Source organism: Micromonospora sp. WMMA1923 (genome assembly GCF_049179195.1).
In the GTDB taxonomy this organism is placed as follows: domain Bacteria; phylum Actinomycetota; class Actinomycetes; order Mycobacteriales; family Micromonosporaceae; genus Micromonospora; species Micromonospora yangpuensis.
On record NZ_JBMHLZ010000001.1, the window covers coordinates 6,302,117 to 6,328,766 of the forward strand.

The 26,650-nt window shown below is 73.0% G+C and carries 25 protein-coding genes and 1 pseudogene; 5 read left to right on the top strand and 21 right to left on the bottom strand.

Annotation, left to right across the window (positions count from 1 at the left end):
• Positions 1-113: 113 nt before the first annotated feature.
• A complete protein-coding gene (locus ACN28G_RS28805; RefSeq protein ID WP_091433818.1) occupies positions 114-866 on the bottom strand; it encodes a class I SAM-dependent methyltransferase in 753 nt (250 codons plus the stop codon).
• 127 nt (positions 867-993) lie between these two features.
• Between ACN28G_RS28805 and ACN28G_RS28810 the strand changes: the two genes are divergently transcribed.
• From ACN28G_RS28810 to ACN28G_RS28820, 3 genes are read left to right on the top strand one after another with little or no spacing between them, the layout of a single operon-like run.
• Positions 994-1,335 carry an ArsR/SmtB family transcription factor gene (locus tag ACN28G_RS28810; protein WP_091433819.1) on the top strand — a complete coding sequence of 114 codons (342 nt, stop codon included), beginning with the start codon at positions 994-996 and terminating at the stop codon, positions 1,333-1,335.
• A gap of 7 nt (positions 1,336-1,342) precedes the next feature.
• Positions 1,343-1,837 carry an SRPBCC family protein gene (locus tag ACN28G_RS28815; RefSeq protein ID WP_421480772.1) on the top strand — a complete coding sequence of 165 codons (495 nt, stop codon included), beginning with the start codon at positions 1,343-1,345 and terminating at the stop codon, positions 1,835-1,837.
• A gap of 53 nt (positions 1,838-1,890) precedes the next feature.
• A complete protein-coding gene (locus ACN28G_RS28820; RefSeq protein WP_421480773.1) occupies positions 1,891-2,484 on the top strand; it encodes a dihydrofolate reductase family protein in 594 nt (197 codons plus the stop codon).
• A 52-nt stretch (positions 2,485-2,536) separates the two neighbouring features.
• On the opposite strand, the gene ACN28G_RS28825 is transcribed toward ACN28G_RS28820, so the two are convergent.
• From ACN28G_RS28825 to ACN28G_RS28920, 20 genes and pseudogenes are all read right to left on the bottom strand, one after another.
• Positions 2,537-4,207 carry an ABC transporter ATP-binding protein gene (locus ACN28G_RS28825; RefSeq protein WP_421480774.1) on the bottom strand — a complete coding sequence of 557 codons (1,671 nt, stop codon included), beginning with the start codon at positions 4,205-4,207 and terminating at the stop codon, positions 2,537-2,539.
• Positions 4,204-5,295, bottom strand: a complete 1,092-nt coding sequence (locus tag ACN28G_RS28830; protein WP_421480775.1) for an ABC transporter permease subunit — start codon at positions 5,293-5,295, stop codon at positions 4,204-4,206. Before ACN28G_RS28830 ends, ACN28G_RS28825 begins: the two co-directional genes overlap by 4 nt.
• Positions 5,292-6,242 (bottom strand): ABC transporter permease, encoded by a 951-nt coding sequence (locus ACN28G_RS28835; RefSeq protein WP_421480776.1) that lies wholly within the window; start codon positions 6,240-6,242, stop codon positions 5,292-5,294. Before ACN28G_RS28835 ends, ACN28G_RS28830 begins: the two co-directional genes overlap by 4 nt.
• Positions 6,239-7,801, bottom strand: coding sequence for an ABC transporter substrate-binding protein (locus ACN28G_RS28840; RefSeq protein WP_421480777.1), 1,563 nt, complete (start codon positions 7,799-7,801; stop codon positions 6,239-6,241). Before ACN28G_RS28840 ends, ACN28G_RS28835 begins: the two co-directional genes overlap by 4 nt.
• Positions 7,802-7,951: 150 nt before the next feature.
• Positions 7,952-8,866 carry a class I SAM-dependent methyltransferase gene (locus ACN28G_RS28845; RefSeq protein WP_421480778.1) on the bottom strand — a complete coding sequence of 305 codons (915 nt, stop codon included), beginning with the start codon at positions 8,864-8,866 and terminating at the stop codon, positions 7,952-7,954.
• Positions 8,863-10,140, bottom strand: a complete 1,278-nt coding sequence (locus ACN28G_RS28850) for an MFS transporter (RefSeq protein WP_421480779.1) — start codon at positions 10,138-10,140, stop codon at positions 8,863-8,865. Before ACN28G_RS28850 ends, ACN28G_RS28845 begins: the two co-directional genes overlap by 4 nt.
• On the bottom strand, positions 10,137-11,318 hold the full coding sequence (locus ACN28G_RS28855; protein WP_421480780.1) for a dipeptide epimerase: 1,182 nt from the start codon (positions 11,316-11,318) through the stop codon (positions 10,137-10,139). The genes ACN28G_RS28850 and ACN28G_RS28855 overlap by 4 nt, the downstream gene beginning before the upstream one ends.
• Complete coding sequence (locus ACN28G_RS28860; RefSeq protein ID WP_421480781.1) at positions 11,309-12,409, bottom strand: PLP-dependent cysteine synthase family protein; 1,101 nt, start codon at positions 12,407-12,409, stop codon at positions 11,309-11,311. The genes ACN28G_RS28855 and ACN28G_RS28860 overlap by 10 nt, the downstream gene beginning before the upstream one ends.
• Before the next feature lie 20 nt (positions 12,410-12,429).
• A complete protein-coding gene (locus tag ACN28G_RS28865; protein ID WP_421480782.1) occupies positions 12,430-13,302 on the bottom strand; it encodes a Rossmann-like domain-containing protein in 873 nt (290 codons plus the stop codon).
• Positions 13,299-14,588, bottom strand: coding sequence for an ATP-grasp domain-containing protein (locus ACN28G_RS28870; protein WP_091433844.1), 1,290 nt, complete (start codon positions 14,586-14,588; stop codon positions 13,299-13,301). The genes ACN28G_RS28865 and ACN28G_RS28870 overlap by 4 nt, the downstream gene beginning before the upstream one ends.
• Positions 14,589-15,308: 720 nt before the next feature.
• Positions 15,309-15,542: a hypothetical protein gene (locus ACN28G_RS28875; RefSeq protein ID WP_421480783.1), complete on the bottom strand. Its 234-nt coding sequence runs from the start codon at positions 15,540-15,542 to the stop codon at positions 15,309-15,311.
• Entirely contained in the window at positions 15,542-16,729 is a 1,188-nt protein-coding gene (locus tag ACN28G_RS28880; protein ID WP_421480784.1) for a helix-turn-helix domain-containing protein, read from the bottom strand. The genes ACN28G_RS28875 and ACN28G_RS28880 overlap by 1 nt, the downstream gene beginning before the upstream one ends.
• Positions 16,722-16,886 (bottom strand): hypothetical protein, encoded by a 165-nt coding sequence (locus tag ACN28G_RS28885; protein WP_175440379.1) that lies wholly within the window; start codon positions 16,884-16,886, stop codon positions 16,722-16,724. The genes ACN28G_RS28880 and ACN28G_RS28885 overlap by 8 nt, the downstream gene beginning before the upstream one ends.
• 193 nt (positions 16,887-17,079) lie before the next feature.
• Positions 17,080-18,318: a helix-turn-helix domain-containing protein gene (locus tag ACN28G_RS28890; RefSeq protein ID WP_091433848.1), complete on the bottom strand. Its 1,239-nt coding sequence runs from the start codon at positions 18,316-18,318 to the stop codon at positions 17,080-17,082.
• Between the two features lie 127 nt (positions 18,319-18,445).
• On the bottom strand, positions 18,446-19,675 hold the full coding sequence (locus ACN28G_RS28895; RefSeq protein WP_175440422.1) for a helix-turn-helix domain-containing protein: 1,230 nt from the start codon (positions 19,673-19,675) through the stop codon (positions 18,446-18,448).
• Between the two features lie 96 nt (positions 19,676-19,771).
• A complete protein-coding gene (locus tag ACN28G_RS28900) occupies positions 19,772-20,890 on the bottom strand; it encodes a helix-turn-helix domain-containing protein (RefSeq protein WP_175440423.1) in 1,119 nt (372 codons plus the stop codon).
• 281 nt (positions 20,891-21,171) lie between these two features.
• A complete protein-coding gene (locus tag ACN28G_RS28905; protein WP_091433854.1) occupies positions 21,172-21,465 on the bottom strand; it encodes a hypothetical protein in 294 nt (97 codons plus the stop codon).
• The gene (locus ACN28G_RS28910; RefSeq protein ID WP_091433856.1) at positions 21,458-22,009 is read right to left on the bottom strand and encodes a Panacea domain-containing protein; all 552 of its coding nucleotides are present in this window, start codon (positions 22,007-22,009) and stop codon (positions 21,458-21,460) included. Before ACN28G_RS28910 ends, ACN28G_RS28905 begins: the two co-directional genes overlap by 8 nt.
• An 85-nt stretch (positions 22,010-22,094) precedes the next feature.
• Positions 22,095-22,661: a GNAT family N-acetyltransferase gene (locus ACN28G_RS28915; RefSeq protein ID WP_421480998.1), complete on the bottom strand. Its 567-nt coding sequence runs from the start codon at positions 22,659-22,661 to the stop codon at positions 22,095-22,097.
• Between the two features lie 15 nt (positions 22,662-22,676).
• Positions 22,677-24,698 (bottom strand): annotated as a pseudogene (locus ACN28G_RS28920) (penicillin acylase family protein); the annotation flags it as partial.
• Between ACN28G_RS28920 and ACN28G_RS28925 the strand changes: the two are divergent.
• Both ACN28G_RS28925 and ACN28G_RS28930 read left to right on the top strand, forming a co-directional pair.
• Positions 24,633-24,809: a hypothetical protein gene (locus tag ACN28G_RS28925; protein ID WP_229688402.1), complete on the top strand. Its 177-nt coding sequence runs from the start codon at positions 24,633-24,635 to the stop codon at positions 24,807-24,809. The pseudogene ACN28G_RS28920 and the gene ACN28G_RS28925 overlap by 66 nt on opposite strands.
• Positions 24,810-24,983: 174 nt before the next feature.
• The gene (locus tag ACN28G_RS28930; RefSeq protein WP_421480785.1) at positions 24,984-26,633 is read left to right on the top strand and encodes a pyridoxal phosphate-dependent decarboxylase family protein; all 1,650 of its coding nucleotides are present in this window, start codon (positions 24,984-24,986) and stop codon (positions 26,631-26,633) included.
• Positions 26,634-26,650: the final 17 nt, after the last annotated feature.

Consider the following 26,650-nt stretch of genomic DNA (forward strand, 5'->3'; position numbering starts at 1 on the left):
CCTCGGCGGCCCGGCCTGGCCTCGGCGGCCCGGCCTGGCCCCGGCGGCCCGGCCCGGCGCCGGCGCTGCCGTTGTGGAACCGGCGGAAGCTGACCCCGCCCGGCGTGGGTCGGTCAGGCCAGCGCCGCCACGGCGGCGTCGGTGCCGCCGCGCCAGAGCGTGCCGACCTCGCCGAAGCCGGCCGCGCGCAGGGCGTCCAGGTGCCAGGTCGCCGGGGGCAGCCATTCCTGGCGGTGCTCGGCGGGGTAGATCCGCTGGCGTTGCTCGGCCAACGGGCCGAGGGTGGGATCGGCCGCGACGTGGGCCCACCAGTCCGGCCAGGAGAGCACGGCACCGGCCTGGTACCGGGTCGCGCGGCGGCTGGTGGCCCAGTCGGCCAGCCGCTCGGAGAGGGTGGGCAGGCCGTCGTCGGGCATGTGGTCGGCGTTGACGAAGAGCCCGCCGGGGCGCAGGATCTGGCGGATCTCGGCGTACAGGGCGGTCACCCGGTCCGGGGGCAGCCAGTGCAGGGCGGTGGCGGTGAAGACCGCGTCGTACCCGGAGTGGGGTAGTGCGCTCGACCACCGCGGGTCCCGCAGGTCGGCGCGGACGACGGTGGCCCGCCCGGCCAGCGACGCCTCGGCGATGCCGAGCAGGACCGGGTCGATGTCGGCGAGGGTCAGTTGGGCCTGCGGGAGGCGGGCCAGGGCGCGCAGGCTGATCGAGCCGGTGCCACCGGCCAGGTCGAGCAGGCGTGGGGTGGCGGAGTCGGCGACGGCCTCGACCGCGTCGAGGAGCGTGGCGAAGCGGTGCTCGCGGTCCGGCATGAACGCTTCCTGCTGCCGATCCCAACTCTCCTGCCAGGCGGTTGCTTCGTAAGGAGTCACGAGTCCGAAGGTAGTTACATCGGGGGGTCAAGTCCAGGGCTTGTTGCAAAGTGTTGGCAATTGCTCCGGCCTGCTCGCCGCCGGGGGTGCTTGCGTCCCGGGCCGACCCTCGCTAACGTACAACCGCATGGTTGTAGGTGAGCTGGGCGAGGCGGAGGTCGACCGCATCTTCCACGCCCTGGCCGACGCCACCCGGCGCGACATCGTCAACCGGGTGCTGCACACCGGACAGTCGGTGTCGGCGCTCGCCCGGCACTACCCGATGAGCTTCGCCGCGGTGCAGAAGCACGTCGCGGTGCTGGAGCGGGCGGCGCTCGTTACCAAGGAGAGGCGCGGAAGGGAGCAGGTCGTGCACGGCAACCCGGAGGCCCTGCGTAAGGCGGCCCACCTGCTTCAGGCGTACGAGCGGATCTGGCGCGACCGGGTGCACGGCATCGACCAGATCCTGAACGAGGACCAGGAAAGGTGACAATCTGATGCCCGTGGTGAGTTCACACCGCGACGAACAGGCGCTGACGCTGACGGTCGTCTCCGAGTTCGCCGCCAGCGTCGAGCGCGTCTGGCAGGTCTGGCAGGACCCGCGCCAACTGGAACGCTGGTGGGGCCCGCCCGGCTGGCCGGCGACCTTCGACCGGCACGACTTCACCGTCGGCGGCCAGTCCCGCTACCACATGACCGGCCCGCAGGGGGAGAAGTCCCGCGGCTGGTGGACGATCACCGCGATCGAGGCGCCGTACCGGCTGGAGTTCGACGACGGCTTCGCCGACGACGACGGTGAACCGGTGGCCACCGACGTGCCCACCCACGCCAGCGTCACCCTGACCGCGACCGGGTCGGGCACCCGGATGACGAGTGTCACCCGCTTCGCCAGCCTCGAACAGCTCGAACACGTCCTCGCCATGGGGGCCGAGGAGGGCTTCCGGCAGGCGCTCGGGCAGATCGACGACCTGTTGGCCGCCGCGGCGCGCTGAACCGCGCCCCGGCATCTGGAATCGGAGGGATCCACCCGGTGAGAAAACTGATCGTGAGTACGTTCCTGACCCTCGACGGGGTCATGCAGGCACCCGGCGGGCCGGGTGAGGACGACGACGCCGGCTTCGCCCACGGCGGTTGGTCGGTCAACTACTGGGACGACACGATGAACGAGGCGATGGGGGCGGCGATGGGCAAGCCCTTCGACCTGCTCCTCGGCCGTCGGACCTACGACATCTTCGCCGCGCACTGGCCGCACGCCCCGGAGGACGAGGCCAAACCGCTGAACGACGCCACCAAGTACGTCGTGTCGCGGGGCCGGCCGTCGCTCGCCTGGCGCAACTCCGTACTGGTCGAGGGGGAGGCCGCCGCCGGGATCACGGCGCTCAAGCAGACCGACGGGCCGGAGCTGCAGGTACACGGCAGCGGGGACCTGATCCAGACCCTGCTGCGCCACCAGCTCGTCGACGAGTACTTCCTGTGGATCTTTCCGGTCGTGGTCGGTGCGGGCAAACGCCTCTTCGCCGGGGGCACCGTGCCCGCCGGGCTGAACCTCGTCGACAGCACGGTCTCCAGCACCGGCGTGCTGATCGGCAGGTACGTGCCGGCGGGCGAGATCGTCACCGGCTCGTTCGAGCTGCCGTGACCGTGGGCGGGCACCCCGCTCACGGTCACGTGACCCTGGGCGGGCACCCCGCTCACCGGCGATCCGGTTGAGCGTCCGCCCCGTCGAGGTGCAACAACGATCGGCTCAACGGCTGTCGGGCCGAGGTCAGCAGGGTGGTGGCCGGCCCGTCCTCGATGACCCGACCGTCGTGCAGCACGGCGACCCGGTCGGCGAGCCGGGCGACCACGTCCCGGTCGTGGGTGATCACCAGCAGGGCGAGCCGCTCCACCCGGCGTAACCCGTCGACGAGGGCGAGGATGCGGTCCCGGGTGACCGCGTCCAGCCCGGCGGTGATCTCGTCGCAGACCAGGACCCGGGGCTCGGCGAGCAGGGCCCGGGCCAGGGCGGCCCGATGCAGCTCACCGCCGGAGAGCCGGCCCGGATCCCGGGTCACCAGGGAACCGGTCAACCCCACCCGCTCCAGAGCGGCCCGCGCCCCCTTCCGGGCCGCCGCCGTCGACCGACCGTGCAGTCGTACGGCCGGGCGGGCGACCTGGTCGACGACCGGCCGCCAGGGGTCGAAGCTGGCCCGGGCGTCCTGGAAGACGTACTGCACGGCGGCCAACTCGGCGAGGCGCCGCCGGTCCACGGTGGCGGCCAGGGGACGGCCGGCGAGGGCGACGGTGCCCGTACGCGGTCGGTGCAGGCCGACGACGCAGCGGGCCAGAGTGGTCTTGCCACTGCCGGAACGGCCGACCAGGGCGAGGCACTTCCCGGCGGCGAGGTCGAGGCCCACTCCTTCCAGGACGGTTCGCCGCCGCCCGGCGGACGAGTGCTCGGCGACCAGCCCGACAACCGCGAGCACAGCCTGTCCGTCGACGGTCCCCGCTTGGCCGGTGCCGGTCCCGGCCTCGACGACGACGGTCCCGGCTTGGCCGGTTGCGGTCCCGGCCTCGACGGTGGTCCCGGTCTGGTTGGTGGCGCTGTGGGCCTCGACCGGCCGGGTGGCGAGGAGCCGGCGGGTCCACTCGTGGCGGCCGGCGGCGAAGACCTCGCCGGTCGGGCCGTACTCGACCGGCTCGCCCCGGTGCAGCACGAGCAGTTCGTCGGCGACCATCCGGACCAGGTCCAGGTCGTGGCTGAGCAGGACGACCGCGATCCCACCCCGGGCCAGGCCGACCAGCTCGGTCGCCACGTCGCGTCGGGTGAGGTTGTCCTGCCCGGTGGTGGGTTCGTCGGCCACCAGCGACCGGGCCCCGGCCAGCAGGGCGTGGGCGATGACCAGCCGCTGCTGCTGACCGCCGGAGAGCTGGTGCGGAAAGCGACGCAGCAGGTCGCGGTCGTCCGGCAGGGAGACCCGCCGCAGGGCGGCGCGGGCCGCGGCGTGGACCCGGTGCCGCCGGGCACGTCGGGTACCGCCCGGTGGCATGTGCCGGCCGGCGATCTCGTGCAGCACCGCGCCGACCCGGCGGACCGGGTTGAGCACCGCCGCCGGTTGCTGCGGCACGTAGGAGATACTGCCCGCCGGTGGCGGGGTCTCGGGCGTGACGGTACGACCGGCGACCTCGATCCGGCCGGTGAGCCGAACCCCCGGGCCGGCCTCGCCGAGCAGGGCCCGGCCGAGGGTGGTCTTACCGCTGCCGGAAGCCCCCACGACAGCGAGTACCCGCCCGGCCGCCAGGGTGAACGAGACATCGTCGAGCAACCGGTGCCGCCCGGCCTCGGCCCGCAGCCCGGCCACCCGCAGCACGGTCCGGCTCACCGGCCCGCCTCCGCGTCGCCCCGACCACCGCGCTCCCCGGTAGGCCCGCGCTCTGCGGTAGGCCCGCGCTCTGCGGTAGCGCCGTGCTCTGCGGCGTGGCTGCGGTCCGCGTCGAGCCTGCGGTCCGCGTCGAGCCTGCGGTCCGCGGCGCGGTTGCGGTCCGCGTCGAGCCTGCGGTCCGTGGTGAGAAGGGGACCCTTCTCTACCGAATGCGTTAACAAGGGGCCCTTCCTTACAGAGAGGGTGTCGGTTAGGAGGTTTAGGCCGATGGCCAGGGCGATGAGCAGGGTTGCCGGGGCCACGACCGCCCAGGGTTGCAGGGCGAGGCCGGCCCGGTTGCGGTCGACCATCACCGCCCAGTCGGCGGCGTCCGGGGCCACCCCGATGCCGAGGAAGCTGGCGGTGGCGACGAGGTAGAGGGCGCCGATGAAGCGGACCCCCGCGTCGGCCAGCAGCACCCGCCGGACACCCCGGCCGACGTGGCCGACCGCCCGTCGCCACCAGCTCTCCCGGTACAACCGCAGCGCCTCCATGCCGGGGCCGTGCGCGAACGGCAGTGCGGCGGCGCGGCTGATCCGGGCCACCTCGGGCAGGCCGATCACGGCGACGATCACCACCAGGGTCGCCGGTCCGCGCGGCGCGGTGGCGGAGAGCAGGATCAGCAGCAGCAGTGACGGGATCGCCAACAGCAGGTCCAACGGCCGCATCAGCAGCTCGTCCAGCCAACGTCGGCGGGTCGTCGCGGCCCACAGTCCCAGGGGCACACCCACCAGGTACGCCAGCGCCGTGGCCGCCACCGCGACCCCGACGACGGACCGCCCGCCGAGCAGGAGCTGCCCCCACACGTCGCGCCCGACGAAGTCGGTGCCGAGCGGTCCGTCGCCGGTGAACGGCCGGCCCCGGTCCGCCGGGTCGCCGGCCAGCACCGGCCCGACCAGGGCCACCAGCAGCGGTACCGCGAGCAGCACCGCCCCGGCCACGGCCCGCGACCGGCGTCGCCGGGATCCGGCGGAGTCCGGGTCGCCCGGGGAGGCCAGTTCAGCGGGGTGTGGCCCGGGGCCGGTGCGGTCGTCCTCCGGCGCGGTCACCGCAGCGCCCCGGTGCGTGGGGCCAGCCGGAACGCGACCAGGTCGGCGACGAGGTTCACGGTGACGGTGGTGGCGGCGACCAGTACGCAGAGTGCCTGAATGGTGGGGACGTCCCGGGCGGTCACCGCGTCGACCAGGGCGGTGCCCAGCCCGGGGATGACGAAGACCGCCTCGACGACGATGACCCCGCCGAGCAGCCAGTCGGTGGTCCGGGCGAGTTGCTGTACGACCGGGGCGAGGGCGTTCGGCAGGGCGTGTACCAGCCAGAGCCGGTGCCCCGGCACCCCGAGCCGGCGGGCGTGCCCGACGTACGCCGAGCCGGCCGCCTCGATCATCCCGGCCCGGGTGAGCCGACTGATCGAGCAGATCGGCCGGGCCAGGAGCACGACCAGCGGCAGGATCAGCACGGCGGGCCGGGACAGCAGGTCGCCACCGGTGCCGACGGCGGTCGGCGGGAACCAGCCGAGGCCGACGCCGAAGACGGCGACGAGCAGGACCGCCAGGGCGAACTCCGGCACCGCGTACAGGCCGACGACCACTGCGGACAGGGCCCGGTCGAGTCGACCGCCCTCGCGTCGGGCGGCGAGCACGCCGATCCCGATGGCCAGCGGCACCAGCAGCGCCAGGGTCAGCGTGGCCAACAGCACGGTCGGGCCCAGGTTGGCCACCAGCACGCCGGAGACCGGTCGCTGGGAGACCAGCGAGACGCCGAGATCACCCCGGAGCAGGCCGGTCAGCCAGCCCAGGTACCGCTGCCAGGCTGGCTGGTCCAGCTCCAACTGGGCGCGGACCAGTGCGATCCGTTCCGGGTCGGGGTGGTCCCCGGCGATCACCACGGCGGCGTCGCCGGGCAGCGCCTCGGTCAGGACGAAGACGACGGTGGCGACCCCGACGACCTGACCGAGGCCGAGCAGCAGCCGTTGGGTGGCGTACCGGGGCAGACTCAACCGAGCCAGACCTTGTCGAAGCGGGCCCAGTCCAGCGTGTTGGCCGGGGCGTCGGCCGACACCCCACCCACCTGCGGCGCGGCGGCCACCAGGAAGTCGGCGAAGCCCCAGATCAGGAAGCCGCCCTCGGCGTGCAGCATCCGCTGCATCTGTCCGTACGTCTGTCGTCGGGTGGCCTCGTCGGGGCTGGAGACGGCGCGGGCGTACAGGGCGTCGAAGTCGGGTCGGGTCCACCGGGTGGCGTTGGTGGTGCTGTCGGTGAGCAGCCGCTGGGAGATGTGCGTCTCGATCGGCATCGCCCCGGAGCGGTAGCAGGCCAGTACCCCGTCGGTGAGGATGTCCCGCCAGTAGGTGTCCTTGTTGCCGGTGGTCGGCACCACCGTCAGCCCGACCTTGCCGGCCTGCTCGGCCAAGCCGCTGGCGGCCTCGACGAAGCCGCTGGCCACGGCGGCGGTGTCCAGTTTGACGGTAAGTCCCCGGGCGCCGGCCCGGTCGATCAGGAAGCGGGCCCGGTCCAGGTCCGGCGTGCGTTGCGCGATGTCGTCGGCGTAGTACTGGTAGCCCTTGCCGAACAGGTCGTTGCCTACCTGTCCAGAACCGGAGAGCACCGTCTCGACCAGTTGCTGCCGGTCGGTCAGCAGGAACATCGCCTCGCGCAGGTCCCGGTTGTCGAACGGCGGCCGGTCGACCTTCATGGTGAAGCCCTGCATGGTGCTGTTGGGCATCCGGGTGATCGTCACCCGGTCGTCCCGCTGGTACGTCCGGGCGGTGGTGGGGGTGATGTCGTGCGCGTACTCGACCTGCCCACCGAGCAGGGCGTTGATCCGGGCCGACTCCTCGTTGGCGAGCACGTACTCCAACTCGTCGAGGTACGGCGCGCCGTCCCAGTACCCGTCGAAGCGGCGCAGCAGCAGGGAGCGTCCCGGCTGGAAGGAGTCGAAGCGGAACGGGCCGGAGCCGACCGGTTGCGCGAAGTTGTCCGCGCCGGCCGGCACCACGTACGCGCCGAAGGCGGCCAGCAGGTTGGGGAACTCGGCGAACGGGCGGGTGAGCGCGAACTCGATGGTGCGGTCGTCGACCGCCCGGCTGTTCGGCAGGTCGAGCAGGGCCAGGCTGGCGCGGGCCCGGAAGGCGCGCTTCGGGTCGGTGATCCGGGCGTAGCTGTGGAGCACGTCGGCGGAACGAACCGGCTGCCCATTGTGGAAGGTCGCCTCGCGCAGGCTGACCCGCCAGCGGGTCAGGTCACCGTTGGGCTCCCAGCCGCTGGCCAGCCGGGGCCGGATCGACACGTCGGGGCCGTAGTCGGCGAGTTTGTCGAACATCGCCTTGGCCCGGGACGCCTCGACGAAGAGGTTGGCCAGGTGCGGGTCGAGGGTCTCGTTGGCGCCGCCACCGGCGAAGGCCGCGCGCAGTCGGCCGCCCCGGCGGGGGGTGCCGGCGGCGTCGGGTGCCGGTTCGTCGCCGCCGCAGCCGGTCAACGCGGCGGTGGAGAGGGCGACCGCGCCGCCGAGCAGGGCCCGCCGGCTCAGCGCCGGCAGGTGGGTGGTCGAGGGGTACATGCGGAATGGTCCTTCCTGAGCAGGGTGGTTCGGGCCGGCGGCGGCCTCGGGCGGCGCCGCTCGGGCCGTGGATCGGGCGGGAGTTGAGGGCAAGCCGGGCCGTGGGTCGGGGCGAGGCGGGCGTTGGATCGGGGCAGGTCGGGCGGGAGGTCAGGGCAGGTCGGGCGGTGGGTCAGGCCGGGTCCGGTCGGCGCGGCGGCGGGCGACCAGGTGCAGCCGGTCGCCACGCAGGTCGGTGCCGAGCGCGGCGTCGGCCCGCCAGGGCGGGTCGGTACGCGGGCCGGGGTGGTCGAAGAGGGCCAGCACCTCGAAGCCGGTGGTCTCCAGCAGGTGCCGCAGCTCCATCGGGAAGAGCAGCCGCCAGGCGGAGGTCTGCACCAGGGGGTCGGCGCATTCCGGCCAGGTCCACGTCCGCCTCCGTCGCAACAGCTGCTCAGCGTGATCTATCCACAGCAGAGTGTGCGATGTGTACGGGGTTCCGCGCCAGAGCACGGTGCGGGTTCGTACCCCGTCGAGCAGTTCGGTGTTGCCGAGGAAGAACGCGCCGTTGCGCGACTCGGTCACCAGCAGCCCACCCGGGGCCAGCTGGGTGTGGCACCGTTCGAGGAAGGCGACCAGGTCGGCGTTGGTGTGGCAGTAGAGCAGCGCGCTGTCCAGGCAGCTGACCACGTCGAAGCGTCCGGGCAGGGCGAACGAGCGCAGGTCCGCCTGGACGAAGTCGACCCCGGGGTGCCGGGCCCGGGCGTGGGCCAGCATCCGGGCCGAGGTGTCGATCCCGGTGACCGTCCAACCCCGCCCGGCCAGGTGACCGGCGTCCCGGCCGGTGCCACAACCGGCGTCCAGCAGCCGCCACCCGACCCCCGCCGGGCCGGCCGCACCGGTCCGTCCTGACGCCACGCGGGCCACTCCGGCAGCCGTCGGTTCGCTGTCGGTCGGGGCGGCGAAGCGGGTCACCAGGTCGGCGACGAAGCTGGCGGCCAGGTGGTCCGGGTCGGGGAACTGGGCCTCGTACAGCTCGGGGTTGTCGGTGAGCAGGTTGGCGGTGGCGACCGTCGGTCCGGTCATGCCCGGCCCTCCCCGGCGACGGCGGGGGCGGGGGCGACGGCCGGCGCGGCCGGGGTGGGGGCCGGGGCGAGCCGGCCCGAGCGGTGCAGCAGCCAGACCGCGCCGGCCGAGGCCAGCCCGAGCGCGGCGCAGCACAGCCAGGCCACCGCCGGTACGCCGGTCGCACCGCCGCCGCTGTCCATCGCCCGGCCGACGGCGGCGGTACCGGCCGCCGCGACCACCCCGGAGACCAGGTAGAAGAGGCCGAAGTAGGTTCCGGTGAGCCCGGCGCGGGCGAACTCCGGGATCAGCTCCAGCACGAACGGCTGGGCGACGAGCACCCCGACGGCGAGCAGCAGGGCCGCGCCGAGCACCGGCAGCAGCCGTACCGGGGCCGGGCCGGGCAGCGACACCAACGGCAGGAGGAAACCGCCGCCCAGCACGGCCAGGCCGAGCGCGATGGCCGGCCCCCGGGCCACGTGCCGTTGCAGCCAGCCGGTGACCGGCACCTGCCAGGCCAGGGTGGCCACGGTGGAGACGACGAAGAGCGCCGCCACCGCCGCCGGGTGCCCGCCGACCTGCTCTGCCTGCACCGGCAGCACCAGGTAGAGCTGGTTCTGTGAGGCGTACAGGGCGCTCAGTGCCAGGGTGAAGAGCAGGAACCGGCGGTCGGTGACGCACTCCCGCCAGTCGCCGAGCACGCTCTGCCCGCTGGCCACCTTCGGCTGCGCCGGCAGGACCAGGGCCTGGGCGACGGTGAGCACCGCGAAGACCCCGGCGGCGGCGAGCGCGGCGGCCCGGAAGTCGACGAGCAGCAGCGCCCCGCCGAGCAGCGGGCCGACCAGCGCCCCGGCGCTGGCGAAGACGTTGAACAGGGCGAACGCCTCGGCCCGCCGCTCCGGCGCGGCCTGGGCCAGGTAGGCCCGGACCGCCGGGTTGAACAGCGCCCCGGCCAGCCCGGAGAGCACCGACGCGGCGAGCAGCACCGGCAGCGACATCCCGACCGCGAACAACCCGAACCCGACGGTACGCAGCGCGCAGCCGGCAATGATCACCCCGCGTGAGCCGAGCCGGTCGGCGGCGGTGCCGCCGAGCAGGAAGAGCCCCTGCTGGCTGAGGTTGCGCACACCGAGGATCAGCCCGATCAGCGCGGCGGAGAGCCCCACGTCGTCGGCGAGGTACCCGGCGAGGAAGGGCAGCAGCAGGTAGAAGCCGACGTTCACGCCGAACTGGTTGACCACCAGCAGCTGGATCGCGGCCGGGAAACCGCGCAGGGTACGCCAGGTGGCGCTCACCGGATCACCTCCGCGGCCGGCTGGATCGACGCGGCCGGCTGGATCGACGCGGCCGGGTGGGCCGACGCGGCCGGGTGGGCCGACGCGGCCGGCTGGGCCGACGCCGTCGGGTCGGGCGGCGGTGCCGACCCGGCCGGGTCCAACGGGTCGGGGCGGCGGGGCGTCACGCCCAGACCGGGCGTGCCGGTCGGGCGTAACGTCCCGTCGTGGCCACCGAGGCCGGTCCACGGGTCGTCGGCCAGCAGCAGGTGCCCGTCCAGGTCGACCCAGCGGGCGTACCCGGCGAGGTGCAGCGCCGGGGCGATGCCGAGCGAACTGGCGACCAGGCAGCCGAGCATGACGGCCAACCCGTGCTCACCGGCGGCGGTGACCATCCGGGTGGCGGCCCGGATCCCGCCGCACTTGGCGAGCTTGATGTTCACCCCGGCCACCACGCTGGCGAGTCGGGGCAGATCGGCCTCGGTGGCCGCGTCCTCGTCGGCGACCACCGGGACCGGGGTCCGGGCGGCCACCCAGGCCAGCCGGTCGAGCTGACCGGCGGCGATCGGTTGTTCGACGGCGTCCAACCGGTACCCGGCCAGCGCGTCGAGCCGCCGGACGGCCGCCTCGGCGGTCCAGCCGCCGTTCGGGTCGAGCAGCAGCCGGGCATCCGGGGCGGCGGCCCGGACCGCCGCCACCCGGGCCACGTCGTGGTCGTCGCCGGCCTTGAGCTTCAGGATCCGGAACCCGGCGGCGACCAGCCGCCCGGCGACCCGACCGGCCTCGGTCGGGGAGACCAGCCCGATGGTATACGCCGTCGGCACCGCACCCGGCGCGGGTGCCCCGACCAGCCGGTGTACCGGTCGACCGGCCAGCCGGCCGAGCAGGTCGTGCAGGGCGGCGTCGAACGCGGCGGCGGTCCCCGGGTGCAGCCCGGCGACGACCGCGGGTAGTTCGGTGTGGAGCGCCTCCGGGGTGGCGTACCCGGTGGTCCGCGACCGCAGCACGGTCAACCCGGCGTGGATCCGGTCGAGGCCCAGGCCGGCGAAGACGCTGGTCACCACCTCGCCGTACCCGGTGTGGCCGGCGTGGTCGAGGCGGACGGTGACCGCGTCCCGCCGGTCCATCGTGGAGCGGGAGATCCGTAGTGGTTCCCGCAGCACCAGCGGAGAGCTGCGCCAGGACATCGTCACGCCCATGCCGCCACCTCGTGCCTCGTCCGGCGGGGGCGCTCCCGGGTCGGATCGACCACCGTGCGGCAGCGGCTCCACCGGGTCACCTCGACCGCCCTGGGGTGCGGGATCTCCACCGGGTGACCCCGGGTCGGGCCGAGCAGCCCGTGCCGGACGCACCAGTCGTCGTCGAAGATCGTCTCCAGGTACCGGTGCGGGCCGTCGGGGAAGACCGCCAGCACCCGGGCCGCCGGCTCGGTACGGGCCACCCAGGCGGCGACCCGGGCCACCGCGCCGGTGCTCCAGCCGCCGGTGACGAAGGCGTGACGGGCCAGCGAGCGGCAGCTCTGCACCGCCTCGTGCGGGCCTACCCAGTGCACCTCGTCGAAGGCGGCGTGGTCGACGTTGCCAGGATGGATGCTGCTGCCCAGCCCGCGCATCAGCCGGGGCCGGGCCGGCTGGCCGAAGATGGTCGAGCCGACCGTGTCCACCCCGACCAGGCGCAGCCGGGGCCAGCACCGGCGCAGCCGTCGGGCCAGCCCGGCGCTGTGCCCGCCGGTGCCGACGCTGCACACCAGCACGTCCGCCTCGTCGACCTGGCCGAACAGCTCCTCGGCGAGGCCGGCGTACCCGGTGGCGTTGTCCGGGTTGTGGTACTGGTCCGGCCACCACACCCCGGGCGTGCCGGCCCGGATCGCGGCCAGCCGGTCCAGCCGGGCCTGCTGCCAGCCGCCGACCGGATGCGGTGCGTCGACCACGTCCAGCTGTGCCCCGTACGCCCGCAGCAGCGCCCGCATCGACGGCTCCAGCTCCCGGTCCACGACCAGGCGTACCGGGTGCCCCAGGGCCTGCCCGGCGAAGGCCAACCCGATGCCGAGGGTGCCGCTTGTCGACTCGACCACCGGTGCACCCGGGCGCAGGTCACCCCGGGCGCGGGCGGCGGTCAGCATGGCCACCGCCGCGCGGGCCTTCATCCCACCGGGGCTGGCCCCCTCCACCTTGGCCCGGAACCCGCCGTGCCGGTACGGCAGTGGCGTGTCCACGACCACCACCGGCGTCCCCCCGACCAACCCGAGCAGCTGCGGCGCGCTCACGCGCTCGGCATCGGCGTAGCTCATGGCTCGCTCGCGTTGCCCGCTCACGCCGTCACCCGGTAGCGGTAGAGGGTGGTCGGGCCGCCGTCGAGCCAGAAGAACGGGTACGGCTCGGCCGACACGGCGGTCAGCCCCGCGCCGAGGAAGCACGGCAGCACCGCGCTGCCGGTCTGGGCGAACGCGACAAGCGGCTTCCCGGTGTCCCGGGCATGGTCGAGCAGCGGTTCGAAGGTGCCGTTGCCAAGCGTCATCCCGGAGACCAGCAGCGCGTCGGCCTCATCGAGCAGCGGCATCGGGTCGGGCCGGCTCGGCTCGCCCCACTCGGTACTGCCGCCCGCCCGGTCACAGGGCAGGTACCGCAACCCCCGCTCGCGCAGCGCCGCGAGCAGCGAGTTGACCACCCCGACCACCAGCACCGTCGCCCCCGGCCCGACCGGCAGCAGATCGACCACGGCCGCCGCCCGCGCCGTCGACTTGGCAAGCGACGACCCACCGGGCAACGACACCCGCTCGGCCTGCGACGCCCGCTCGGCCTGCGACGCCCCGCCGGGCAGCGACGCCGACTCGGCTCCGTTGTGTGGCCGGACCCCCATCAGGTACGCGTCCAGCACGGCCACCCGGACCGGTGGCAGCGGATGGGCGAGCAGGTCGGCGACGGTGTGCCCGACGCAGTCGTACGCCACCTCGTCGGGCAGTTCACCGGGCTCGACGGCGCAGGAGCCGACCGCCGCGCCGACCCGCAGACTGAGTACGTGATTGCGGTACGCCCGACCGCGCCCCGGATGCCGGGCCCCCTGCCGGGTGACGAACCCGACGCTCACCCGCTGGCCGGCCGGATCCACTCCGAACCGCCCGGCCACCACCGCCGCCACCACCTCGTCCACGGACCGGTACGCCGCCGTGGTCGCGGCCCTCATGCCGGGGCCCCGGTCAGCTCGTCGGCGTACCGGACGGCCAGCCCGGAGACGAGTTCCTCGGCGGCGGCGAGCGCCCCGGCACCGGTGGTGTCCACCGTCGACACGTGCCCGAGATACTCGTTGTTGCTGCTCGCGTCGCCGGTGCGGTGCCCGGCCGGCTTCACCGAGTGGTCGACCACCCGGGGGTCGTCGGTCAGCCGGTCGGTGCCGGTGATCCCGGCGACGGTGCCGGCCCGGGGTGGCAGCAGGAACGAGATGGCGGCGCTGCGTACCCCCGTGTCGGTGGGGGTGAGGTCGGGCCGCTCACCGAGGGCGAGCTGGGCGTACACCATGGGTAGGTCGATGCCGGTGACCCGGCGGACGAGTTCGGTGATCTGGTTGCCGGCGGGCCGGGGGTTGATCTCGATGACCCGGGGCCCGGCCGGGGTGAGCCGCAACTCGGTGTGGGCCACGCCCCGGTCGAGGCCGACGGCGGCGAGCGCGGCGACGGCGGTCTCGGCGGCGGCCCGGCTGGTCTCCGCCGGCAGGTCGGCGGGGAAGAGGTGCCCGCTCTCCACGAACCACGGCGCGCCCGCGAGCCGCTTCCCGGTCACCCCGACCACGGTCGTCACCGACCCGGTCGCGGCGGCGGGCACGGTGACCGTCTCGACGCTCACCTCCGGACCGGTGAGCAGCTCCTCCAGCAGGACCAACGGCACCCGGGGCTGCCGGCGGGCGTTGACCGGGAACCCGGCGAGCGCGTCGAAAGCGGCCCGCAACCCGGCCCGGTCGTCGACCCGCCGGACGTGCATCCCGGCGCAGAGGTCGACCGGCTTGACCACCAGCGGGTACCCGATCTCCTCGGCGGCGTCGAGGGTCTCGGCCCAGCCCTGCGCCACGGCGAACGCCGGCCCCGGCACCCCGGCCCGGCGCAGCGCCTGGCGGGCCAGGTCCTTGCGGTACGCCCGCTCGACCGCCCCGGGCGCGGCACCGGGCAGCCCGAGCCGCTCGGCGATCCGGGCCACCGTGCCGAGGTAGTAGTCACAGGAGGTGAGCACCCCGTCGAAGGCGAGCGTCTCGTGCAGCTTGGCGACGTGAGTCAACAGCGCCGGTACGTCGTTGGTCTCGGTGGTGAGCACGTTGTCGGCGGCGAGCAGCGGGTGGACCGTGCCGGGGGGTGTGGCGCGCAGGTAGTGGTGCAGGTCCCGGGTGAGGAACGTGAACCGGTGCCCGCCCTCCCGGATCGCCCTCGGCAGGAGGCCGCTCATCGCGCCCACCCAGCTCTCCACCACCAACAGATGACCCATCCCGACTCCTCACCCGTGCTCCCCTGGACACTCCCATCTTGTTGGAAACGGTTTTCGATTGCAAGAAGCTCGGCGTGTCGCCCGCCCCCGCGCCGCCCGCTTTGCGGCAAAGATATTGGAAGAAATCGGCCCCTATGGGGGCACATTTCTTCCAAGATCTTTCCCGGGGGAGCGGCCCCGCCGCGCCGCACGAACGACGGGCGCGCGTTCGCCGCGCTGCGTGGGCGATGGGCGTGCGTTCGTCGCGCTGTGTGGGTGGCGGGCGTGCGTTCGCCGCGCCGTCTGAGCTGTCGCAGACACCTTGCAGGCATCAAAAAGGGCAAATAGGAAATAAAACCGTTCTACTTCTCAGCCAACCCCACCACCCCCGCCCCGATGCCCGCCCCGATGCCCGCCTCGGCGGGCATCGGGGTAGATCTTGGACACTTACCGTCGTATTTGGACGGTAAGTGTCCAAGATCTACCCACTGGGTCGGGTACGGAGCGAGCGTGCCGGGGGAGGGCGGGAGTCGGGCGTTCGACGGGTCAGGTCTTTGGCCCGCCGCAGGCGCCTGAGCTGTCGCGGGTGCCCGGCGGGGGTAGGCGGGGCAGGTGGTTCGTGCTCCGGTCAGATCTCTCCGCGTGGTCCAGGCTCGGGGTCGCCGGGGTCGCCGGGGTCGTCGGGGTCGTCGGGGTCGTCGGGGTCGGGGTCGTTGGAGTCGACTCGGGGGGCGGCGGAGGTCAGCCGGGCTGCGGTGGATCGACGGAGTCGTCCGGTGGGGGCGTGGTGGCCCAGAGTCGTACCCGGGTGGCGGTGTGCAGGACGTCGCGGGCGGCGTCGGCTACCGGGCACCCTGTCGTGCGGCAGGTGGGGCAGCGTCCGTCGGGACCGGGCCGGTGTTGGCGGAGGACCTGGCGGGCGGTGAGGATCAGCCGGTTGTGGATCTGGGCCAGGCTCAGGAACGGGCCGGTCATCAGCCGACGCCGAGGGTGATGGCGAGGTGGGTGATGGTGGTCGGGGTGCGTGGGTCGCGGGCGAGGTGGGCGAGGAGGTCGCGGCCGGCGGGTCGGTGGCGTACCTCGGCGGGTGCGGTCCGGTCGGCTTCGGCCAGGAGCCGTCCGGCTGTGAAGGCGTCGTCGGTGTGCAGGTGGGCGCGGGCGGCGTCGAGGAGGTGGGCGGCGCGGTGTTCGGTGGCCAGCCAGCGCCAGCCGTCGCGACGGATGCCACTGTGGTGCCAGGCGATGGCCTGTCCGGCGTCGCCGAGGTCGACCGCCGCCGCGGTGCGGGCCAGCGTGACAGCGGTCGGCCCGAACCCGGTCCAGTGGTGATCAAGGCCGTCGCCGACCTCGGCGGCCAGCCCGGCGGCCTCGTCGAGCAGCTCCGCCACCGCACTGTCGTCACCGTCCTGAGCGGCGGCCAGCGCCGCCTGCACCAGCAAGGTCCCACACAACGACAGGTCCGCACCCCGCCCGGGTACGCCCGCGGTGACCCGGTACGCGGCGGCGAGCATCGCCGACTTCGCCACCCGTACCCGACCGGCGGCGCGTAGCACCTGCCCGAGCTGCACGGCGGCTGCCGCCACCAGGCTCCGGTCCCCGGTGGCGGCGATCATCGCCCGGTCGGCGGCCAGCCATGCCGACTCGGGATCGCCGAGCTTGACCAGCAGGGCTGCGGTGAGCCGGTAGGTGTGCACCAGTGGCACCCAGCCGGCGGCGGGATCGGCGGCGTGGGTGCGCTGGGCATCACCGAGCAGATCGGGCAGCAGACCGACCAGAAGCGGGTACCGGGCGTACTGGAAGGTCGTCCACGCGTGCCCGACCTGCCGGGCCAACCGGCCGGCGGACAGCACCGGGCGGCTACCCGGCGGCCGACCGAGCGGAACCTCGTAGCGCGACAGGGCAACCCGGATACGTTCCACCTCATCGACCCGGGTGCTCACCTCGACGGGCCGGGCGTCCCGACCGAGCAGCACCGCCGGGTCGATCCGCAGCACCGTGGCGATCTCCTGAAGGGTGGAGACCTTGTCCAGGGCCCGGACCCCGCGCTCCACCTTGTCCACCCAGCTCTTCGACTTGCCGAGCCGGTCGGCGAAGACCTGCTGCGACAACCGACGCCGACCCCGCCAGTACGCCACCCGCCGACCCACCGGCAACTCACCCACGACCACGCCGCCCGGCCCGAACTGCGACCACCCGGGTCGTCTCCTCGACCGGAATCCGCTCCGCCTCGGCCAGCGCGAGTATCCGCTGGCGGGCCGCCTCGTGCTCGGCCGCCTGGATCTGCTCACCCAGGCTCCTGGCCGGCTTGTCGTCACCCACTGCCACCCCCACGGGAAGGGGCGCGCCAAGGTGCTCTTGGAAGGATCGCCGCCGGCGCGCCCGGCTTCGGTTACCTGCTGAGAAACAGCAGGTAACCGCTCCGCCACAGGTTGCAATCACAGAGAGTTGGCGGACAGGTGCGGAAAGTGCGATTCGAAGATCCGGATTCAGCGACTCGGACGTGGCGTACCAGTCAGCGTGCGCAGCCCATCAGCTCAGTCAGGTCCGCCAGCTCGTCCGTCATCGCTCGACGGCGACCCAGCGCGATGGCGTTCACGATGTCCCGCGCGTACCGCTGCTGGCGCAGCCAGGTAGGTGCCGTGCCGCTCAGCTGTGTCAACACCGCAGTTGCCTTGCCATACCGCCGCAGTTCCGCGTACGCCCACGCCAGATCCAGACGATGCCGTCGCCACGCAGACTTGCTGATGGTGGGTACGGGCGGGATCAGTGCCGACAGCTCCAGCACCCGCCCTGCGTCACCGGCCACGGCCGCCGCCTCCGCCCGCTGCATCTGCACCTTGGCGGTGTCGAACCCGCCCACCAGCATGAGGTGGTCGGCCGCCGGCACCCGTTCACCGATCCGGACCGCAGCGGCAGCGGCGACGCCCACCAGATCGGCCACCTCGTCTGGCCGGTTGTCCCTGGCCTGGGCTGCGGCGGCGCTCAACAACAGCCACCCCCACGCGGCAAGATCGGCCGGCGTCGCCCGAGACAACCGTGGCTCGACCTCGTCGGCGGTGACCACCGCCAGCTCCGCTGCCTCACCGATGCGGCCTTGGCGCATCAACAACCAACACATCGTCCGGATGACGGTCGCCGCCACGACCTGATCCCCGGACCGCTGCGCCCCGTCGAGCGCTCCAGAAAGCGCGATCTGTGCCAGGTCGTCCGCCCGCAACTGGATCAGCAGTCCACCGGCCAGGTGGTGGGCGCGGGCGAGCAGGTCGTACGCCTCGCACTGTCGCTCGTCATCGGCAAGACCGACGGCCGCACGCGCGTTCACTAGCAACGATGGCACGACTCGCAACGCGGCGGCGTAGTCACCAGCGCTGTAGACCCGGTCGGCAGCGTGGAGGTTGCCGCGCAATACGTCGAGGCTGGGCGGCTCGGCCGTCGGCACGACGAGCGGAGCACCGCTGATCCCTCGCACCGGGGCCACGACCCGGCGGATCTCCGCCAACGACAGCTGCCGGTGGCCGGGTTCCCCACGTGCGGCGGCCTGCGATGCGTCACCGAGCAACGCGGACGTCGACACACCCAGAGCACGGGCAAGTGAGTGCAGCGTTTCGAGCCGAGCCGCGCCACGGCTGCCCTGCTCCAGTTTCCGGATCACCTCGACGCTGATCCCGGACCGCTCGGCAAGCTGCTCCTGCGTCAGCTTGCCCTCACGACGGATCGCCCCGAGGCGATCACCGACAGTGGGCTGGGTCATGCCATCTCCCGCAGACGCGATGAGCAACCACCGCCCGACCCGACGGGCTGCTACTTCGGACGGTACACCTGAAGCCGGGCGCAGAGAGTACCCGAACGCATGCCCTCGGTTGAGGCTTCCCTACTCGCTAGGAAGTCCGCGCCTCTGTTCTTGACGCCTCGACCAGGAGCCGGCCGATGTCCGCCACCCGCTGGACCGCCCGGTGAGACTGCGCCCGACGAGCCAGCTCCAACGCCCGCCCGGCCGTCTCGGCCGCCTGCTCGACCTCCCCGGCCTGAAGCAGGCTCTCGGCCAGCCAGGTGAGATACAGCGACGTCTCGCGAGGTGTGTCCGGGCCGTAGTGAGCGGTCACCCGGGCCAGGATCGGCACCGCCCACAGCGGCCGACGCAACTCCGTCCACACCCGGCCCGACATGATCTCCACCTCGTCGGGAGTCAGCCAGTACGCCCATGGCGGCACAACCTCCGGGTCACGGCCCGCGTACGCCTCCTCCACCATGCCCAACGCACGCTCGGCCAAGTCCCCCTCACCGACACGGGCGTGCGCCCACGCAACCCGTTCCAGCAGCAACGCGCGGCCGGTGGCCTCAGCCGCCTGCCGGCCACCGGCGTACGCGGAACGAGCTAGGGTGACCGCCTCGCGCCGATCCCCGACGTTCGCTTCGAGATAGCTCAGGGCGCTGAGACAGTTGGCCGCGCTGGCCGGGTCCCCCGCCGCATGCGCGGCCCGCATGCCAGCCAGGTAGAAACGGCGGGCGTCGACCAGCCGGCCGGTATCCGCAGCGACGAACCCGGCAAGCTGCCCCAGGTCCGCGACCGCTCCGAGCAGCCGACGCCCGACGGCCTCGACGTGGTTGCCCTCCCGCAACAGCACGGCGGTGGCGTCCAACTCGGCGACGACCATCGCGTACGTCTCGGCACCGCCGACGTGATCGTCCAAGCGGCGCAACTGCCGGACCCGACGCTCGACCCGGTCCACCGTCTCGGCACCCACTCGCCGGCCGGCGTTCAGTTCGTAGCGCTGCGGCGGGTCGGCGATCAACCACTGGTGCGCCAACTCGACAGCGTTCTCCGGGGTCGGTAGAGCGGTGACCAGCAAATCGGCAAGCTCTTCGGCGTCCTGCTGCCGCCACCGCGTGCCACAGCCGATCGTCCACCGTCCGCCCTCGCCCAGAACCGCCAGCGCGGCAAGCTCCCCGTTGCCGTCCAGCGCGGTGTCCAGCGCCTGGGCGGCCTCCGGCGTGGGCAGTTTCCGGCCGTGTGCCAGATCGTGGAGGTAGCTCTTGCCGTAGTAGGTGCGGGCCGCGAGCGCGCGGTAGGTGACGCCCTGTTCGTTGAGCAGCTCACGCAGACGCACCGCGAAACGCGAAGACGCCGACATGTCGAAAGCTCCCGGGTACGGGGTCGGGACGGCGGCGGCAACCAGCCACCACCTCGACGGTAGCCCGGTCACCTACCGGAGACTGACCCCACACACCGTCTTGCGGACAAGAGCGGACAGCCGGCCGGATCGGTTCCGCGCAGCGATGGCCCGGACCCACTCCACCGACTGCGCCGCGCCGTCGCGCTCACCGATCGCCAACTGCGCGGCGGCAAGCTGACACACGTACGTGCCGGTCCAGTCAGCCGACGCCGAATCGGCGTCCAGCCCGGCAAGCCCTGCGGTCAGCAACTCCACCGCCCGCTGATGCTCACCTAACACCGCCCGGGTGGTCCCGGATTCCAGATCGAAGAACGCCCGGTCCCGGTAGTAGTCCCACGGCGGCATTTCCCCCTGGTACTCCAGCGCGGCAATCGCCCGATCATCGGCCGCCACCGCCGTACTGACCGCCGCCTGCCGGTCACCAACCAGGACGTACGCCCGAGCCAACTGGTAGTGGTCGTACGCGATCTGCCCCGGCGACATACCCGACCTGCCCAACGCCGCCCGGGTGACCCCAAGCAACGCACCCACGTCGCCGGACTGCCCGGCCAGATCCGCCCGGAACGACAGCACCGTGCCCAGCAGCGCGTCATGACCGCTCTCCACGGCCCACTCCAACGCCTGATTCAGCCAGTGCCGCGACCACACGTGATCACCAGTGGCGATGCCCAACCACCCTGCGAACTGCGCCCACTGCGCCGCCTGGCCGATCAACTGGATGCGCATCTCATCGTGTGCCTCGCTGACCATCCGGCTGACCAGATCCAGGTTGGCCTGCACCGCTGGCATGACCGCCGCCGCACCGAGAACGTCATCGAGCCGACGGTGACTGGCCAACAGCGCCGCCAGCGCGTCGACCGTCGCCGGATCGGTCCGGGTCGGATGGCCGGCAGCGAAGGCGATCCGGTAGGCACCATCGTCCGGCAACCTCAACGGCCGAGCCAACACGGCCAACCGACCATCCGCACCGAGGGCATCATCCAGCCGTTGCGCCACGTCCGCACTCGGCTGCCGCCGTCCGGCTTCCAGATCATGAAGTTGACTCTTGCTCTGGTACACCACAGGCGCCAACGCGCGCAGCGAGAGCCGTGCACCGGAACGCAACCGACGCATCTCGGCACCGAAACGAGGATCGGCGATGGGCGACACGACACCCTCCATTGGACCGCTCGAACGGTGGCCCATCGAATTATTCCAGCGGGCCCACCACTTCGGACGCTACACCCAGAGCATCCGCAACGTCACGCCGCGCATTTCGCCGAGCCGAGCCCATGCGCTGTCGTAAATCCACCGCTCGTCGAAGATCACGAATGGCGGCATCGCTTGCCCCTCGCCATGCGCGGGGCCATCTTGCCCGCTCCCGTGAGACAGGAGTGTCTGCGATCTTCCTTGCGGCCGAAACCATCGGAAGTCGATCTTGAGGCGGTTGTTCAGGTGGGCCAGGAGAGCGGCATGATCGACTTGCAGGTCACTGTGCGATTCGCTTCCTCGATGACATACGAGCACACCACCACCTCGCCGTCGGAAATCGAGAGCGGTACGTGGCCCCACCACAGGTTCGAGAAGCCGGGCTCCCTTCGGACTCCCTGGTACGGGTCTTCGAAGCGGGACAGCACCCATGCCGTCACCAGGTTGATCAAATCCTGATCGGGTTGCTGGGTGCTGATCCACAGATCAAGGTGCTGCTCGAAACCACGGAGGTGCCATAGTGATGGATCAGACACTGCTGGTGAACCTCGCCCGGAGTGAATCGAGGTTGTCCGGGTTGGCGGGCCGCTCATCGGTCACCGATTCAGCGAGCCACTCGTGCAGGCGCTCGCTGTCGAACACCGGTTCCTCCGCGTCGGAAGTCGGAGCACCGGTGGTGGCGAAATAGTCCCGGATCCACTCGTTACGGATGGTGGCGCTGGCCTGAGGACTCCGGTTGCTGTCGGCGAGTTGCCAGGGGCGCTCGCCGTGGCTGAGGTTCTCCAGATCGTTGCCGGTCAGCTTGCCGTACCGGGAGATCACGTACCCGATGGTGTTGAGCTCGGCCTCGCCCAGCCCTCGACGAGGTGGTGGGGGTTGCTGGTTCTTCTCGTCGCGCCACAGGGCGGCGACGACCGGGCCCATGTCCCAGGCAGCGATCGTCTCACCGAACAGCGGTCGGTCGAAGGTGGCGAGATGGTGGCCCTGGCAGTAATACAGCAGCTTGTGCAGCTTCTTGGCCCCGAGGCCGGGAAGGCGGCGGCGAAGTTCGGCGGCGATGTCATGGGCGGAGGCGGCCATGCGTCCAGTCTACGGACGGGTCTGACATCGGGGTGCCAACGAAACGAGGGAGTTTTGCGATCGACATGGCCTCTGAGCTGGCAATTCATGAGTTTTCCTCGGCTGTTGCCGGGCCGGGGCAGGCCGGGTAGCGGGTGGCGGGATCGAGGAAGAGGAGTTGGGCGCGTTTCTCGGGCAGGTCGATCTGCGGGCCGGGGACGAAGCCGGCCCCGACCAGCCGGGCGATGGCCCGCTCGTTGCGGGCGTCCGGTTCGGCGAGGATCCGGGTCCGGCCCGGGGTGCTGAGCACGAAGTCGAGGAAGACGCGCAGCAGCGTGCCGGTGAAGCCGGGCCGCACCCCGTCGGGCGGCGGCGGGCCGATCATCAGGTGGATGCCGAAGTCACCGGGGCGGACGTCGTAGCACTCGCCGACCGGGTCGTGCTCGGGCTGGTACGTCTGGAAGAGCGCCACCGGCACCCCGTCGAGCCGCAGCAGGTACGCGTGGTGGGTGTCGAGGGAGTCCAGGTACGCGTAGATCTCGCCTACCCGTTCCCGGTCCAGGCCGCGCATCCCCCAGAACCGGGCCCGTTCCTGGCCGACCCAGGAGTGGATGGTGTCGAGGTCGGCGACCGGGTCGACGGGGCGGATGGTGACCCGCCCGAAGCCGGGCACGTCCGTGGTGGAGCCGAGCCGGCCGGCGTCGGTGACCACGGGCAGCAGGTCGCCGACCGCCCAGTGCGGGAGTTGGTCGCGGTGGTGCGGGTCGCCGGGGACGCCGCTGGCCCCGAACGGCACCACCCACCGGCTGGCCGCCCGGTCGTGCAGGTCCCAGGCGTACCGGGCCACCGGCACCCGGAACGCCAGGTCGGTGACGCCGGGGACGCTGGAGGTGGAGAGCACGCAGTCGTGGTCGCCGGCGAGCCCGGGGAACTCCTCGGCCGGCCCGGCCGGCACCCGCCACGGCGCGGGCCGGTGCCGGTCACCCCAGACCACGCTGGGGTCGAGGTCGGCGGCGGCCTGCTCCAGTCCGGCCCGCAGCGCCGCGTCCCGGTCCAGCTCGGGCAGCGTCGCGCTGGCGAGCAACGGGTTCAGCGCGAACCCGACCCGCGAGGTCAGCGCCAACCAGGGCCGGAACACCTCCGGGTACGGCAGCGGCCCGGCCAGCCCGGCCAGTGGCGGTTGGGCGGCGAGATGGCGTACGACGGCGTGCCGGAGGGTCGCGTACGCGACGGCGTCGGTGCTGTCGGCGGTCATCCGCCGGTCCCAGTTCAGCAGTCGGTCCCGGAGTGCGGCGACTGCGGGGGTGAGCCCGTCGAGGCCGGCGAGGCGGGTCAGCAGCGGCTGTGCCGAGGGCAGGTACGTGTCGGTGTGGATCTCGGCCATCCGCTCGGCCGTCCAGCCGGTGCCCGCGTCGAGCAGCTCGGCGATCCGGTCGGCCCGGTGTGGTGGGGCGAACTCCACCCCGTACGGCGTGGCCAGGCCGCGCTGGTTGGCCATCACGGCGAACCCGTCGACCTCGGCGCGGGCGATCGGGGCGTGCCAGCCCTGCCAGGCGTACCGGGGCTCCCAGGCCGGCACCACCCGTCGGCCGTTGTCGCGGTGTCGGCGCGGGACCGCCCCGGCGACCCGGTGCAGCAGCCCGCCCTCGGTGTCGGCGGCGAGGACCACGTTTACCGGTTCCGCCCAGCCGTCGAGGGCCCGGTCGACGTCGGCCACGGTCCGCGCCCGCAGCAGCGCCGGCAACACCGCGAAGCCCAGCTCGCCCCGGACCCGGGGTGGGTAACGGAGACTGATCGCCGCCGGGCGGTCGCCGGCCCCGCCGTCGAGACCGCCGCTATCCGCCCCTTCGGAGCCGGTGGACGCGCGATCGAGGCCGCCGATGATGATGGGGCCGCGTTCGGTTTCGAGCACTTCGATCTGGACCGGGTCGGCGTCGGCCACCTCGATCGTCTCGACGTGGGCCGTCGCGTCCGCCCAGCCGTCGGGGCCGAGGGCCTGGACGCCGGTGGGGGTGCGGCGCAGCCGTTCGGCGTACAGGTCCTGGTAGTCGGCCATCGCGTTGGTGATCGCCCAGGCGACCGGGCCGGCGTGGCCGAAGTGGGCGATGCCGGGCACCCCGGGCACGGCGAGGCCGAGCACGTCGTACTCCGGGCAGGTGAGCCGGACCTGCTGGTAGACGTTGGGGTCCTCGGCGATCCGGTGCGGGTCACCGGCGATCAGCGGGCCGCCGGTGGCGGTCCGCGTGCCGGTGATCAGCCAGCCGTTGCTGCCGGCGGTGGCCGGCCCGTCCAAGGCGAAGAGGTCGATCGCGGCGTCGCCGAGGTGGCGGGCGACCTCGGTACGCCAGAGCTTGCCGGGGAAGCCGGCGAAGAGGATGTGCGCCGACAGCCAGAGCGCCAACGGCACCCACGGTTCCCACCGTCCGGGGCGGAGCCCGGTGGCGGCGAACTCGGGGGCCCGCTCGGCACCGGCGGTGAGCCCGGCGTTCACCCCGTCGACGTACGCGCCGACCCAGGCGGCGGTCTCCGGGTCGAGGTTGGCGTGGCAGCGGCGGGCGGTGTCGGCCAGCCGGGCCCGGCGGGCGAAGGTGTCCCATTCCACAGCGGTCACACCGAGGAAGGTGGCGCTGGTGCCCTGGGCCCGGTGCCGCTCCACCTCGAGCTGCCAGGCCCGGTCCAGGGCGGTGGCCCGACCCTGGGCGTACGCCAGGGTGAGGTGGTCGGCGGCGCGCAGCTGCGGGATGCCGTGCGGGTCCCGCAGGACGTGCGGGACGCCGGGCGCGTCCGGGGGCAGGTGGTCGGCGGTGACGGACAGTGTTAGCTCCCGTGCCTCGGAGTGTCGGATGGCCTTGACAAGGCCTTAGGTTAGGTTAACCTAAGTCGCTGTCGCCGGCTGCCCCTGGTCGGAACGCGTGTCGAAGTCCCGGGCTCCGGGTCGGCAACCAGGGGTGACGCCGGCCGACGTATGTCCACTGTAGATCGTGGAGGAACTTTCATGACCGTTTCCGGGCAGCCCGTCGGGGCCACCACGGCCCGCGCGCACCTGTTCAACGACGGGTCGGTGGCGCAGTACCGGCGGATCCTGGCCAGCGGCGTCGACCGGGTGGCGACCCGGGTGGCCGGCGTCGACCGGCCGTTCACCGGGATCAGCCCGGACCGGTTGGCCGGCGAGGTCGACGCGGTGGACCTGGACACCCCGCTCGGTGAGCCCACGGCGGCGCTGGACGAGCTGGAGGAGCTGTACCTGCGCGACGCCGTCTGGTTCCACCACCCCCGCTACCTGGCCCACCTGAACTGCCCGGTGGTGATCCCGGCCCTGCTCGGCGAGGCCATCCTGAGCGCGGTCAACTCCTCGGTGGACACCTGGGACCAGAGCGCCGGGGCGACCCTGATCGAGCGTCGCCTGATCGACTGGACCGCCGGCCGGATCGGCCTCGGCCCGGCCGCCGACGGAGTCTTCACCAGCGGCGGCACCCAGTCGAACCTGCAGGCCCTGCTGATCGCCCGCGAGGAGGCCATCACCAGCGCCATTGCCCGCGCCGGCACCGGCCCGGCCCGCGCCGGTGCCGCCGGCCCGGACCGGAGCCCGGCCACCCTCGGCCCGACCGTCGGCCCGGCCACGGTCGGGACGGCGCGGGCCGAGCTGCTGCCCCGGCTGCGGATCCTCGCCTCCGCCGCCGGGCACTTCAGCGTGCAGAAGTCGGCCACCCTGCTCGGCCTCGCCCCGGACGCGGTGGTCACCGTGCCCACCGACGCCACCCGCCGGATGGACCCCGCCGCCCTCGCCCGCGAGGTCGAGCGCTGCCAACGCCAGGGCCTGGTGGTGATGGCCGTGGTCGCCACCGCCGGCACCACCGACTTCGGCTCGATCGATCCGCTGCCGGCAATCGCCGACGTCTGCGCCACCACCGGGGTACGGCTGCACGTCGACGCCGCGTACGGCTGCGGGTTGCTGGTCTCGCCGACCCGCCGGCACCTGCTCGACGGCATCGAGCGGGCCGACTCGGTGACCGTGGACTACCACAAGTCCTTCTTCCAGCCGGTCTCCTCCAGCGCCCTGCTGGTCCGCGACGGTACGACCCTGCGGCACGCGACGTACCACGCCGACTACCTGAACCCGGCCCGCGCGGTGGCCGAACGCATCCCCAACCAGGTCGACAAGAGCCTGCAGACCACCCGCCGCTTCGACGCGCTCAAGCTCTGGCTCACCCTGCGGATCATGGGAGCGGACGCGCTCGGCGAACTCTTCGACGAGGTGGTGGATCGGGCCGCCGAGGCGTGGCGGATGCTCGACGCCGACCCCCGCTTCCAGGTGGTGACCCGCTCCCAGCTCAGCACCGTCGTCTTCCGCTGGCAGCCGACCGGGGAGACCGACGAACTGGTCGACGGCCTCGACGGTCCCGACGCGGCCGGGGCGGAGCTTGTCGACGCGGCCAACCGGTACGCCCGGCAGGCGCTGGCCGCCTCCGGCGCCGGGATGGTCGCCGGCACCGTCGTCGACGGTCGGCAGTACCTCAAGTTCACCCTGCTCAACCCGGAGACCACCGGCTCGGACATCGCGTACGTGCTGGACCTGGTCGCCGCCCACGCCCGCCGGTACGTCCGCGAGCACCGGCCCGCCGCGCTCACCTGCCCCGTCGGATGACCACCCGTACTCGCCTG

Bases quoted from the DNA above. Each gene is read 5' to 3' on its own strand.
- ACN28G_RS28810 (WP_091433819.1), top strand. From the start codon at position 994: ATGGTTGTAGGTGAGCTGGGCGAGGCGGAGGTCGACCGCATCTTCCAC.
- ACN28G_RS28815 (WP_421480772.1), top strand. From the start codon at position 1,343: ATGCCCGTGGTGAGTTCACACCGCGACGAACAGGCGCTGACGCTGACG.
- ACN28G_RS28840 (WP_421480777.1), bottom strand. From the start codon at position 7,801: ATGTACCCCTCGACCACCCACCTGCCGGCGCTGAGCCGGCGGGCCCTG.
- ACN28G_RS28845 (WP_421480778.1), bottom strand. From the start codon at position 8,866: ATGACCGGACCGACGGTCGCCACCGCCAACCTGCTCACCGACAACCCC.
- ACN28G_RS28855 (WP_421480780.1), bottom strand. From the start codon at position 11,318: ATGGGCGTGACGATGTCCTGGCGCAGCTCTCCGCTGGTGCTGCGGGAA.
- ACN28G_RS28860 (WP_421480781.1), bottom strand. From the start codon at position 12,409: ATGAGCTACGCCGATGCCGAGCGCGTGAGCGCGCCGCAGCTGCTCGGG.
- ACN28G_RS28865 (WP_421480782.1), bottom strand. From the start codon at position 13,302: ATGAGGGCCGCGACCACGGCGGCGTACCGGTCCGTGGACGAGGTGGTG.
- ACN28G_RS28870 (WP_091433844.1), bottom strand. From the start codon at position 14,588: ATGGGTCATCTGTTGGTGGTGGAGAGCTGGGTGGGCGCGATGAGCGGC.
- ACN28G_RS28875 (WP_421480783.1), bottom strand. From the start codon at position 15,542: ATGACCGGCCCGTTCCTGAGCCTGGCCCAGATCCACAACCGGCTGATC.
- ACN28G_RS28890 (WP_091433848.1), bottom strand. From the start codon at position 18,318: ATGACCCAGCCCACTGTCGGTGATCGCCTCGGGGCGATCCGTCGTGAG.
- ACN28G_RS28910 (WP_091433856.1), bottom strand. From the start codon at position 22,009: ATGGCCGCCTCCGCCCATGACATCGCCGCCGAACTTCGCCGCCGCCTT.
- ACN28G_RS28930 (WP_421480785.1), top strand. From the start codon at position 24,984: ATGACCGTTTCCGGGCAGCCCGTCGGGGCCACCACGGCCCGCGCGCAC.